Here is a 12,611-nt window from a genome sequence, read left to right as displayed (position 1 = left end):
GGTCAGCCGCTTGAGTCGGTTTTCCTCTCCGTGATCAATCACGGAGCTTCCAACCCTCCCAGGAGTTTTACGTGATAGCAACTTTAGGATAATGATAAATACAACAGGACCCATGGAGTGGGTCAGCGCGATTTCCACTCGTCCATCGTTAGAAGCAGCAGTGACGGAGGTAGTTAAACAATGTCAAGAATCGCTGAAATCTTCGCCAGATCTAGGTTTGGTGTTTATCTCTTCGGCGTTTAGCAGTGATTATCCCAGACTCATGCCATTATTAGCGGAACAGCTTTCGGTGCGGGTGCTAATTGGCTGTACAGGTGGCGGTATAGTTGGTATGCAGACGGAAACACAGGTCAAAGAAATCGAGGGTAAACCCGCATTAGGCTTATGTTTAGCCCATCTTCCGGGGGTTGATATTTGTCCGTTTCATCTAAATACCAATGATCTCCCTGATTTAGATAACCCCCCAGAGGATTGGGTAGAATTAATTGGGGTGCATCCCCAAAATGACCCTCAATTTATTTTGTTGATTGACCCGTTTTATGGGAAGATTAATGATCTACTCCAAGGGTTAGATTATGCCTATCCAGAATCGCCGAAAGTGGGAGGATTAGCTAGTTCTGGGATGATGGGTTGGGCGACGGCTGTATTTTGTAACGGCGAGATGTACTCTGCTGAAGCTGTGGGAGTGGCCTTAACGGGAAATATTGTCTTAGAAACTATTGTCGCCCAGGGATGTCGTCCCATTGGTGAACCATTACGGGTGAGTCAAGGGGAAAGAAATATTATCTTGACGGTGGAGAAATGTTCGGAAACTGATGGTCTGAATATTAACGATCGCCGTGAAGTTGCGCCTTTAGAAGCACTACAGGAATTGATAGCGGAATTGGGGGAAGATGACCGCAAACTGGCTCAAAATTCGTTATTTGTAGGTGTGGCGCGCGATGAGTTTAAAGCTAAATTAGAATCGGGGGATTTTTTAATTCGTAATTTGATGGGAGTTGACCCCAGAGTGGGGGCTATGGCTATAGGCGATCGCGTTAGACCAGGACAACGCATTCAGTTTCATTTGCGCGATAGTCGCACTTCTGCGGAAGACTTGAAAGGCTTGCTAAGTGGTCACCAGAAGCTGACAGAAACGACGGCACCAGTGGCCACGGAAGGGGCGCTGATATTTTCCTGTTTGGGACGGGGAGAAAATCTTTATGGTCAGCCAGATTTTGACTCGAATCTGTTTCGGGAGTATTTTAAAATACCCCTAACGGGATTTTTCTGTAATGGTGAAATCGGACCCGTGGGAAATGCTACATTTTTGCATGGGTATACTTGTGTGTTTGGCATTCTGCGTCAACGGTAATATTTGAAGATCACATCATGCAAATCAAAAAAGCGTTAGTAACAGGGGCTTCATTCGGTATTGGTGAAACCTTTGCTAGACAAATAGCAGCCCAAAAGGGCGATCTGGTTTTGGTAGCCCGATCGCAAGATAAACTGGAAAACTTAGCCGGGGAGTTACAATCCCAATATGGGGTAAAAGTCCAGGTAATCAGCCAAGACCTCACGGAAGCCAACGCCGGACAGGTAATCTTTGACCAGGTGGCGGGGGGACCTGAGACGGTGGATCTGCTGGTGAATAATGCCGGGTTTGGGGACTATGGACCTTTGGATGAGCGATCGCTCACTAAACAATTGGCAATGGTGCAACTCAATGTTACCGTCCTGGTAGAGTTGACCTATCTATTCCTGGGGGTGATGAAAGCCCGCCGCTTTGGGGCGATCGTCAATGTATCATCGATCGCCGGATATCAAGCCCTACCCTATATGTCTGTATACTCTGCCACTAAAGCCTTTGTGGTCAACTTTAGTCAGGCTATATGGGCAGAAAATCAGGATACAGGGGTGCGGATTTTATGCCTTTGTCCTGGCCCGACAGAATCGAATTTTTTTGAAAATGCCGAATTTCCCCAGTCCATGAAAAGCTCTGGTAACAATTATGCCAGCGCCGCCGAAGTGGTGAAGGAAACCCTCTCTAGCTTAGACAAAAAAGACTCTACCCTGGTGACCGGAGGCATCTCTAATCAGATTATTGTCAACTTACCTCGGTTAATGCCCAGAGATATCATAGCCAGTTTGGTAGAAAAGCAATTCCGACCCAAAGGGTAGCTTGACCCTGTGTTTAGCCTAATTTATCAATTCAATAAGCTGTGGTAGATGTTTTCTGCCACAATGGTTTGTTAAACCGTTTGTGCTTTGTGCAAATCGGAGCAGATTTCAAAAAAACAATTTTGGTTATGAAGCGTTATCGTTCAATTTTGGCTTGTGTTTTGGCATTTGTAACCGCCTTCGTGGTGGGTTGCAGTTCTCCTGTGGCGGTGGAACCTCCCAGCTATAGCAGTATTCAGCTTGAAAAAATCCAGGAGTATAAGTCTAATATCGCGGCTATACGCGATCGCTCCACCACAGAACTGGCAGGTTATATCCAAAAGGGTGACTGGATCAATATCGATAATTTTGCTCACGGTCCCTTTGGTACTGTACTTCAGGAAATGAACTATGTAGTTCGCAACCTACTTCCCAATGAACAACCAGAAGCCCGCAAGTTGTCCCGCGAGGTGTTTGAGCATTTACAGGATATGAGTGAGGCGGCGGCTAAAGCCGATCGCCAACAGGCTGCTATCAGCTATCAGGAAGCCCTGAAAGACCTGGATTTGTTTTTGAGCAAATTTCCCCAAGTTTAGGGAATAGGTAGTTAGGGAAGGGTATATGGTGGCTTATGACTAGGGTTGTGATTGTCGGGTGTGGCATTATCGGGGCGGCGATCGCCTATGAACTTAGTCTGGTGTCGGGGTTAACCGTCACCGTGGTAGATCGTCATCCACCCGCTACCCAGTCAACCGCCGCCGCTTTGGGGGTATTAATGGGGGTCATCAGTCACAAAACCAAGGGGCGGGCTTGGGCTTTACGGCGCGACAGTATGGCTCGCTATGAAACCCTAATTCCTGAATTGGAAGCCTGTAATGGGTATGCCATTCCTTTTAACCGCCAAGGGATTTTGATGTTAGGGTTTGAGGGGGAAAATTGGCATCGTTGGCAGGAATTAGCTACTATCCGCCGTGAACAAGGTTTTCATCTGGAGTTAATGGATCAGCCAACTGTGCGATCGCATTATCCCCAGATTGATTGTTCGCGAGTCACAGGGGCTATATATTCCCCAAGCGATCGTCAAGTTAACCCCACAACCATAACTAAGGCTTTGGTCGAAGCCGCCCAAAAAAATGGGGCTACATTTAACTTTGGTGTTAATGTCGAGGGCTGGGAAATTACCCAGTTGGGTCATGGTCAGAAACTCTGTCAGCGCCTAAATACTGACTCTGGAAGCCTTCCGGCTGACTGGGTGGTGGTGGCGGCGGGTTTGGGGACTACACCCCTACTTCAGAGCCAATCTTTGCCCTCTGGGTTAACCATTAAACCCGTCCTCGGACAAGCCCTCAAGTTCCGCTTTCGTGAACCTTTGGGGGGTAATCATCCCCAACCTGTGATTACAGGAGATGATGTGCATATTGTACCTTTGGGGGGTTCTGAATATTGGGTGGGTGCAACCGTGGAATTTCCAGACCCCAGCGGGGAAGTCCAACCGCAACTACAACAAGTTGATTTTCTTCTGGAAAGGGCGATCGCTATTTGTCCCGCCCTCGCCCAAGGGGAAATTATCCACCAATGGCATGGGCTAAGGCCCCGTCCCGAAGGTAGACCCGCCCCCGTTATCGGTCCTTTGGCGGGTTTTGGTAATGTCCTACTCGCTACGGGACACTACCGCAACGGCGTGTTATTAGCCCCAGCAACTGCTTTAGAAATACGTCAGATGATTAATGGTGGCATTTAGACCGCCAAAAACTCTTTAATTAGTTCCGCGCTGAGATCTTCGGTTAAGCCAGAGGCAACTATTCCGCCTTTTTGCATGGCATAATAGCGATCGGCTTGGCGGACAAAGTGTAAATGCTGTTCCACCAATAGCACAGAAATTCCCCTAGTTTCAATAATCCGCCGCACCGCTGCTTCAATTTCTAGGATAATTGAAGGTTGAATGCCCTCTGTGGGTTCATCTAAGACTAATAGACGTGGCTTTCCCATTAACGCCCTGGCGATCGCTAACTGTTGCTGCTGACCACCGCTAAGGTCTCCCCCCATACGAGACAGCATAGTTTTTAACACTGGGAATAAATCAAAAATATCCTCTGGTATTTCTCTTTTACCTCTCCCGACTTCCCCAGAGGCTTCTAAGCCTAACAGGAGATTTTCCTGCACCGTGACGCGGGGGATAATTTCTCGCCCTTGGGGAACATAACCAATGCCTAATTTAGCCCGTTTGTGGGTGGGAATTTGGGTAATGGGAACATCGGCAAATTTTACCTGTCCGGTGCGGGGTTTGAGTAGTCCCATGATGGTTTTTAATAAGGTAGTTTTTCCCACACCATTACGACCAATTAGACAAACCATCTCCCCGACCGGAACACTTAAATCAACATCGCGTAAAATGTGGCTTTCTCCGTAATAAACATTCACACCAGAAACCTGTAACATTAGGTTTGATGGGATAATATGGGGTTGGATATCCGCTTGAGTTGATGTCATTTTACTTACTCCTCTTTTCCTAAATAAACCTCAATCACTCTGGGGTCATTTTGCACCTGTTCCATATTTCCCTCACACAAAACCGAACCTTGATGTAATACTGTCACCTGACGCGCTATTTGTCGGACAAATTCCATATCATGTTCAATCACAATAATTGAGTGGCTTTCCGCTAAGGCTAACAATAAATTACCGACGTTTTCCGTTTCCTCATCAGTTAGTCCCGCCACCGGTTCATCAACTAATAATAAATCGGGGGACTGGGCGACTAGCATACCAATTTCTAGGCGCTGCTTTTCACCGTGGGCTAAAAATTCGGCTTTTAAATCTCCTTTGGCTGCTAAACCCACCGTTTCCAACAGTCCCGCCATCGTTCGTTTTTCCCCAGAAATAGGGCGACGAAATAGGGTGGTAAACACATTTTTATTTTGATTAACCACCAGATCCAAATTTTCGGCTACCGTCAAATTTAGATAAACTCTGGGAGTCTGAAACTTGCGACCAATTCCTAGCCGGGCGATTTTATATTCCGGGATATTTCGTAAATTCCGCCCCTTAAATTTAACTTGTCCTTCGGTGGGTTGAACTTTTCCGGTGATGGTATCTAAAAAGGTGGTTTTTCCCGCACCATTAGGGCCGATAATTACCCGCAATTCCCCAGCTTTCATGCTAAAGTTAAGGTTATTGAGGGCTTTAAAGCCATCAAAATTGACGGTAACATTTTCGATTTCTAAGATGTTCATTGCCAGTCCATTAATCCACTCAATATTAACTCTCAAGTTCTTCGCGTTCTAGTTGCAATTCTGGGTCTTCTTCTAGTTGAGGGTAGGTCATTATGGGCTGTCGGAAACCTAATAGCGATCGCATATATTCCCAACCATCTGTCCGTAACCATCCCACTATACCACTAGGGAGAACTGTCACCACAATTAAGAATAATGCGCCTTGAAAAAACAGCCAAACTTGGGGGAATTGTTCACTGAGGAAGGTTTGACCGAGGCGAACTAAGACAGTTCCCAAAATCGCCCCCACCAGAGTCGCCCTACCACCAACGGCGACCCAAATCACCATTTCAATAGAAAAGGCTACCTCCATAAAACTAGGGGTGATAATACCACTTTGAACAGTATATAATGCCCCAGCAATTCCGGCGATCGCCCCAGAAATAGCAAAGACCAAAACCTTAAACCCCGTGGGGTCATAGCCGGAAAATCTCACCCGATTTTCATCATCTCGAATGGCTACCAATAAACGCCCAAACCTCCCACTGGTCAGCCACCGACACAGTAAATAAATTAAAATAATCAACAGAATAGACAATTCATAAAATACCAGTTGGGCGGCGGGGGAACCCGCCTGAGTCCCAAAAATCATAGTGGTATCTGTTTTGAGTCCATTGCTTCCGTTGATATATTTTTGTTGACCGTTAAACAGATGAAAAAATACCAGCAAAGCTGCCTGGGTGAGGATGGAAAAGTAAACCCCTTTAATGCGGTTACGAAATACCAAATATCCCAATATTGCCGCCACGATACCGGGAATCAAAAAGATGGCAACTAGGGTAAACGGAAACGAATAAAATGGCTCCCAAAACCAGGGGAGTTGTTCAACTCCATAGAGCATAAAAAAGTCGGGGATTCGACCTTCGGGAAGCTGTAACTGTAAATACATAGCCAGGGCGTATCCTCCCAGGCTAAAAAAGATGCCATGTCCTAAACTTAGCAGCCCTGTATATCCCCAGATTAAATCAATACCGAGGGCGACAATAGATAGGGATAAGAAACGCCCCAATAGCTTTAATCTAAAGGCTGGCAAAGCTAAAGGCATTATCACACCCAAAATAATAGCGATCGCTATTATTACCCCAATTTCAATGAGTCGCTGTTGTTGCTTCTGTTTTTGTTGGGCGACCCTACCGATTTCCTGATTCATATATATGACCCAATTAACCTTAATTAACCATGGATAAAATGTTGATTTTTAAAGTGTTCGCAAATCCCAATCTACAACTCAGCAGTTCTGCCTTTAGGCGGGAAAATGCCCGCAGGTTTAATTTGCAAAAAGGCAATAATTAGCGCAAAGACTAACACCTTAGACATACTGGTTGTCGCAAAGAAACTCAAGAAATCGACCACAGGCTGTAGAACATCCACAGAGGATAATAAGAACGCCAATGTTCCCGAACCAATCAAATAAATTAAGCTACCAATAACTAAAGCGGCTAACACCGTCCCCAGCAAATTTCCCACCCCACCAACTACCACCACCATAAAGGTATCAACGATATAATTTTGTCCGGTATTCGGTCCAACTGAACCCAATAAAGTAATCGCACAACCTGCTACCCCAGCCAGTCCCGAACCCATGGCAAATGTCAAAGCATCAACCTGGTCTGTAGGGATACCCAGACAAGCACTCATTTGGCGATTTTGAGTTACTGACCTAATCCTTAAACCCCAATTAGAGCGATTAAGAAATAGGTAAATCAACCCCAAACATACCAACCCCAGAATAATAATAAATACCCGCGCATAAGGAACTTGAAAATTCCCTAGGGCGAACCCTCCTCGTAACCAAGCGGGGGCGGTCACATCGACATTTCGGGCGCTAAACCAGGGTCGAGTCAAAACTTGTCCAGCCGCGTTACCAATCAGAATACTAGCGGTTGTAGAAATTCCGATAGATAAGACTAACAAAACCCCCATAGCCCAATTGCGAATTTTCTCCCAGTCCTGGCGACGCTTAACCCAGAATAACCCCCCAAAAAACAAGAGGCAAAATAAGCCCAAACCAATTACCATTTGCCAGTTGACACTACGGACAAATTGGCGTAGAATTAGACTAACCCCCCAAGTGGCTAATAAGGTTTCTAAAGGTCTGCCATATAGGTATCGAATCACGCCTCTTTCTAAGAAGAACCCGACTAAAGCGGCGACAATGAAGGCGACGGGAATAGCCAGGATTATATAGAAATTAAACAGGGGTTCTCCCAGGGGTCTAAAGATATTCTGCACAACAAATGTGGCATAAGCACCCAGCATCATTAACTCTCCGTGGGCGAGATTAATTACCCCCATTAATCCAAAGGTGATTGATAGTCCTAAAGCCGCCAGGAGTAAGACGGAACCGATACTGATGCCATTAAAAAAAGCGATCGCAAGTTCTTGCATTTTTCAAGATTTAAACAACATAGATTCAGGCTATTTAGGAAAGGGCAACCCTTCCGAGTTGCCCTTAATTTAGGAACCTTTAAACCCCTTCCATTCGGAATCTTTCGCCACGGGCGGGGTCAGTCCAATCGCAGGCATAACCCCTGGTGCTAGGAACATACTGATTCCAGGGTAATGGTTCAACCGGACCATCGGAAGACCAGATAATATCAAATAAACCATCATCACGGATTTGACCAATTCTCACAGTCTTAGATAAGTGATGATTAGGATTAAGAGTTACTAACCCATGGGGGGCTTGTAATTGCTGACCTATTGCCGCCGCCCTAACGGCTTCTAAATCGTCCGCTGTCCCGGCTTGTTCAACTGCTTGTTTCCACAGATAAACCATAGTATAAGCAGCCTCCATGGGGTCATTAGTAACCCGGTCTTGACCATGTTTAGCCTTAAATGCCTCCACCCAAGTCTGATTTTCTGGGGTCTCTACAGTTTGAAAATAGTTCCAAGAGGCATAGTGTCCAATGAGGAACTCTCGGCCGATTTGTCGCACTTCTTCCTCAGCGATACTCACGGACATAACCGGGTATAAATCCGGTGTTAATCCTGAACCCTGTAGCTGTTTAAAGAAAGCGACATTACTATCACCATTTAGGCTATTAAAAATAACTCCACCGTTGGGCAATGCCTGCCTAATCTTGGTAATGATTCCGGTAACTTCTGTATTTCCTAAAGGTAGATAATCTTCCCCGACGGTAGTGCCACCTTTAGCCATAAGCTGTTCTTTAATAATGGTGTTGGCTGTGCGGGGGAACACATAGTCAGACCCGACCAAAAAGAACTCTCGACCTTTATTTTCTAATAGCCAATCGACCGCTGGTTCAATTTGTTGATTGGGTGCAGCCCCAGTATAAAAAATATTCCGAGAACATTCCTGACCTTCATATTGCACGGGATACCATAACATATGGTTCCGGGATTCAAACACATCTTTAACTGCTTTACGACTGGCAGAAGTCCAGCAACCAAAAACGGTAACCACTTGGTCTTGGTCAATGAGTTTTTCGGCTTTTTCGGCAAAGGTCGGCCAGTCAGAAGCGCCATCTTCAACTACTGCTTCAATCTGTTTTCCTAACACACCTCCGGCTGCATTTATTTCAGCGATCGCCATTTTTTCCGCTTCCACAACCGTGGTTTCACTAATTGCCATAGTTCCACTTAAAGAGTGGAGAATACCCACCTTAATCGTATCGCCTGTAGTTTGAGTTGTGGCATCTTCCGAGGGAGTACCACAGGCTTTTAAGAGTACACTAGCACCCAAGGTAGCCGATCCATACAATAAAAACTTGCGTCGCCCTAATCTTCTGTTTATCATATCAATTTTACCAGTTGTAACGGGAACTAATCGAAGCCGGAAATTCTCACAAGTTTGACAATTTATTTTTAATTACTAGCCAATTTCCGAGAGTTGATGCTACTTGAGTAAATTTAAGACCGATTACATACCACCAAGCTTAGTTTTACCATGGATAAATCTACTCAAGCCCATAGACTTAATTAAGCATTTACCCTTAGCTAACTTGGTGACAGAGAAATGGTCTTAACTTTTACTTAACTTTAAGGCTAGTCGTGTATCCTAGGCTAAGTCAACCGCAAAAAATGTAGCTATTAATACAGTTTTCCGGTCAAAAGTGAGCATTGGGGGCTAATCATCAGTTATGGAGGTTAACAAGTATGTGTTACCGGAATATGATACTATACAAAAGTTTTGTTTCTGGTTGTGGACATTTTCAGCTAAATAGCGATCGCATGAATGTTGAATGGTTGAGTATTGCCATGTTTATCGTGGCTTTAATAGTGTTAGCATTAGGCTATCCGGTGGCTTTTTCCCTGGGTGGTGTCGCCTTAATTTTCACCCTAATTGGCATAATTTTCGGAGTATTTGACCCCATTTTATGGTCAGCCATGCCACAGCAGATATTTGGGATTATGAACAATTTTACACTGCTGGCAATTCCCTATTTTATTTTCCTAGGTTCAATGCTAGAAAAAACAGGCATAGCGGAAAACCTGTTAGAAACCATGGGAATATTATTCGGAAGAATGCGGGGAGGATTAGCGATCGCAGTAATTATAGTAGGAGGACTCCTAGCCGCCACCACCGGAGTAGTCGCCGCCACCGTCATAGCTATGGGCTTAATTTCCCTCCCCACCATGGTACGCTACAGCTATAATCCCAGACTCGCCGCCGGAGTAATTGTAGCATCAGGAACCCTAGGGCAAATCATCCCCCCCAGTGTAGTCTTAGTAGTCCTAGGAGATCAATTAGGAATTTCCGTTGGCAACCTATTTATTGGCTCAGTAATTCCCGGATTATTAATGACCACCGCCTTTATTATTCATGTAGCGATCGCCTCCTGGTTACGCCCGGATCTCGCCCCCGCCTTACCCACAGAAGTCATCACAGCACCCGGTCTCAAACAGCGAATCATCAAAGTATTAATTCCGCCCATATTACTGATTTTGTTAATCTTGGGAAGTATATTTTTTGGCATAGCCACACCCACAGAAGCCGGAGCCGTGGGATGTGTCGGAGCAATTATCCTAGCCGCTTTTAACCGTCAACTGACCAGAGACAACCTATATCGCGCTTGTGATGCCACCCTACGAACCACCAGTATGGTAATATTTATCCTGATAGGTTCACGAGCTTTTAGTTTAGTATTTCGGGGACTAGGGGGAGACAACGTAGTTAAAGATATGTTCCTCAATCTTCCTGGGGGTCAAATCGGCTTTTTGCTCATCTCCATGTTAATCGTATTCCTGTTGGGATTCTTTATCGATTTTTTCGAGATCGTCTTTATCGTAGTTCCCCTTTTACTTCCCATTGCTCAAAGCTATAATATGGATTTAGTCTGGTTCGGGGTATTATTAGGCGCTAATTTACAAACCTCCTTCCTCACCCCTCCCTTTGGCTTTGCCCTATTTTACCTACGGGGTGTGGCTCCTGCGTCTATCAGCACCGAAGACATTTATCACGGTGTGATTCCATTCATCACCCTACAGCTTATCGTTTTAGGGTTGATAGTCGTCTTTCCCTCCCTGGTCAACTTTTTGCCAGATCTGGTTCAGAACATCGGCCGTTAGAATACATATAGTTAGCAAAATTCCTTATTTGTGCAATTAGATAATCATTATGGCGAAACCCACTCAGGAACAGTTACAACAAGAACTCGAGCAAACTAAATCCGAATTGCGTGATGTTTGGGAGGAATTAGAACGAGTCCAGTCTCAGTTTGAACAGGTATCCGGGGAACTCCAACAGGCTCAGACCCAAATTCCACAGCAGGAAACAGCCTATGATACTGACTGTCAACAGGAATTAGAAGCGGTCCGGTCTCAGTTAAATCAGGTTTTGGCGGAATTGGAGCAGGCTAAGGCTCAAATTCACCAGCAGGAAGCGGAAAAAGCACAACTGGAGTCCCTACAACAAGAGCTACAGACTACTCAAGATAGTTTGAACACCACTCGCACCCAGTTAGACCAGGTTCAGGCTCAAATTCAGCAGGGGGAAACGGACAAGGCGGAACTGGAGTCGGTCCAACAGCAGTTACAGGAAACTCAAGCCAAGCTAACTAGCACTACTGAGGAGTTAGAAAAGGCTAAGACTCAAATTCAGGAGGCGCAAGGGTCAAAAGCACAACTGGAGTCGGTCCAACAGCATTTACAGGAAACTCAAGCCAAGCTAACTAGCACTACTGAGGAGTTAGAAAAGGTCAACTGTCAGTTTGATGAGGTATTGGGGGAACTTGAGGAAACCCATTTTAAGTTACATCAAATTCAGCAGGAAACAGCCTCGGATACGGAGAGCAAGCAAGAATTGGAACGGGTCAATTCTCAGTTAAATCAGGTTTTGGGGGAATTGGAACAGGCTAAGACTCAAATTCAGGAGGCGCAAGGGTCAAAAGCACAACTGGAGTCGGTCCAACAGCAGTTACAGGAAACTCAAGCCAAGCTAACTAGCACTACTGAGGAGCTAGAAAAGGCTAAGACTCAAATTCAGGAGGCGCAAGGGTCAAAAGCACAACTGGAGTCCCTACAAAAAGAGTTACAGACTATTCAAGGTCAGCTAACCAGCACTACTGAACAGTTAGACCTGGCTCAGTGTCAGTTTGATGAGGTATTGGGGGAACTTGAGGAAACCCATTTTAAGTTACATCAAATTCAGCAGGAAACAGCCTCGGATACGGAGAGCAAGCAAGAATTGGAACGGGTCAATTCTCAGTTAAATCAGGTTTTGGGGGAATTGGAACAGGCTAAGACTCAAATTCAGGAGGCGCAAGGGTCAAAAGCACAACTGGAGTCGGTCCAACAGCAGTTACAGGAAACTCAAGCCAAGCTAACTAGCACTACTGAGGAGCTAGAAAAGGCTAAGACTGAAATTCAGGAGGCGCAAGGGTCAAAAGCACAACTGGAGTCCCTACAAAAAGAGTTACAGACTATTCAAGGTCAGCTAACCAGCACTACTGAACAGTTAGACCTGGCTCAGTGTCAGTTTGATGAGGTATTGGGGGAACTGGAACAGGCTCATATTCAGGCTCAACAGGCGCAACAGGAAAAAGCACAACTGGGGTCTGTCCAACAGGAGTTACAGGAAACTAAAGAGAAATTTACTAGCATTCAGCAGGAGTTACAGCAGGGTCAGTTGAAGTTTGATGAGGTATTAGAGGAACTAGAACAGGCTCATATTCAGGCTCAACAGGCGCAACAGGAAAAAGCACAACTGGGGTCTGTCCAACAGGAGTTACAGGAAAC

At 45.5% G+C, this 12,611-nt stretch carries 11 protein-coding genes; 6 read left to right on the top strand and 5 right to left on the bottom strand.

All coding sequences use genetic code 11. The annotated features are described in order from the left end of the window. Nucleotides 1-112 precede the first annotated feature (112 nt). From ACTIE0_RS14795 to ACTIE0_RS14780, 4 genes are all read left to right on the top strand, one after another. A complete protein-coding gene (locus ACTIE0_RS14795; RefSeq protein ID WP_006621818.1) occupies nt 113-1,354 on the top strand; it encodes an FIST signal transduction protein in 1,242 nt (413 codons plus the stop codon). A gap of 17 nt (nt 1,355-1,371) precedes the next feature. Next, nucleotides 1,372-2,160: an SDR family NAD(P)-dependent oxidoreductase gene (locus ACTIE0_RS14790; protein ID WP_006668827.1), complete on the top strand. Its 789-nt coding sequence runs from the start codon at nt 1,372-1,374 to the stop codon at nt 2,158-2,160. A gap of 128 nt (nt 2,161-2,288) precedes the next feature. Next, the gene (psbQ, locus tag ACTIE0_RS14785; protein WP_006668826.1) at nt 2,289-2,735 is read left to right on the top strand and encodes a photosystem II protein PsbQ; all 447 of its coding nucleotides are present in this window, start codon (nt 2,289-2,291) and stop codon (nt 2,733-2,735) included. Between the two features lie 35 nt (nt 2,736-2,770). After that, entirely contained in the window at nt 2,771-3,880 is a 1,110-nt protein-coding gene (locus ACTIE0_RS14780) for an NAD(P)/FAD-dependent oxidoreductase (RefSeq protein ID WP_006621815.1), read from the top strand. On the opposite strand, the gene urtE is transcribed toward ACTIE0_RS14780, so the two are convergent. The 5 genes from urtE to urtA form a co-directional block, all read right to left on the bottom strand. Continuing rightward, nucleotides 3,877-4,629 (bottom strand): urea ABC transporter ATP-binding subunit UrtE, encoded by a 753-nt coding sequence (gene urtE, locus ACTIE0_RS14775; protein WP_006621814.1) that lies wholly within the window; start codon nt 4,627-4,629, stop codon nt 3,877-3,879. The genes ACTIE0_RS14780 and urtE overlap by 4 nt on opposite strands. A 5-nt stretch (nt 4,630-4,634) precedes the next feature. Further along, nucleotides 4,635-5,372 carry an urea ABC transporter ATP-binding protein UrtD gene (urtD, locus tag ACTIE0_RS14770; protein ID WP_318285923.1) on the bottom strand — a complete coding sequence of 246 codons (738 nt, stop codon included), beginning with the start codon at nt 5,370-5,372 and terminating at the stop codon, nt 4,635-4,637. A gap of 25 nt (nt 5,373-5,397) precedes the next feature. Beyond that, a complete protein-coding gene (urtC, locus tag ACTIE0_RS14765) occupies nt 5,398-6,561 on the bottom strand; it encodes an urea ABC transporter permease subunit UrtC (protein ID WP_046321073.1) in 1,164 nt (387 codons plus the stop codon). Between the two features lie 71 nt (nt 6,562-6,632). After that, entirely contained in the window at nt 6,633-7,799 is a 1,167-nt protein-coding gene (locus ACTIE0_RS14760; protein ID WP_006621810.1) for an ABC transporter permease subunit, read from the bottom strand. Between the two features lie 79 nt (nt 7,800-7,878). Beyond that, entirely contained in the window at nt 7,879-9,171 is a 1,293-nt protein-coding gene (urtA, locus tag ACTIE0_RS14755; protein WP_008056729.1) for an urea ABC transporter substrate-binding protein, read from the bottom strand. Between the two features lie 434 nt (nt 9,172-9,605). Between urtA and ACTIE0_RS14750 the strand changes: the two genes are divergently transcribed. Together ACTIE0_RS14750 and ACTIE0_RS14745 are read left to right on the top strand one after the other, a co-directional pair. Then, nucleotides 9,606-10,943, top strand: coding sequence for a TRAP transporter large permease (locus ACTIE0_RS14750; RefSeq protein WP_439516926.1), 1,338 nt, complete (start codon nt 9,606-9,608; stop codon nt 10,941-10,943). A 49-nt stretch (nt 10,944-10,992) separates the two neighbouring features. Next, nucleotides 10,993-12,611, top strand: a 1,619-nt coding sequence (locus ACTIE0_RS14745; RefSeq protein ID WP_439516925.1) for a coiled-coil domain-containing protein, incomplete at its 3' end; no start/stop codon positions are given.

The sequence above is a fragment of the Limnospira sp. genome, from assembly GCF_051859755.1.
In the GTDB taxonomy this organism is placed as follows: domain Bacteria; phylum Cyanobacteriota; class Cyanobacteriia; order Cyanobacteriales; family Microcoleaceae; genus Limnospira; species Limnospira fusiformis.
The sequence above is the reverse complement of the archived record's forward strand: the minus strand, read 5'-3'. Positions and strand labels throughout refer to the sequence as shown.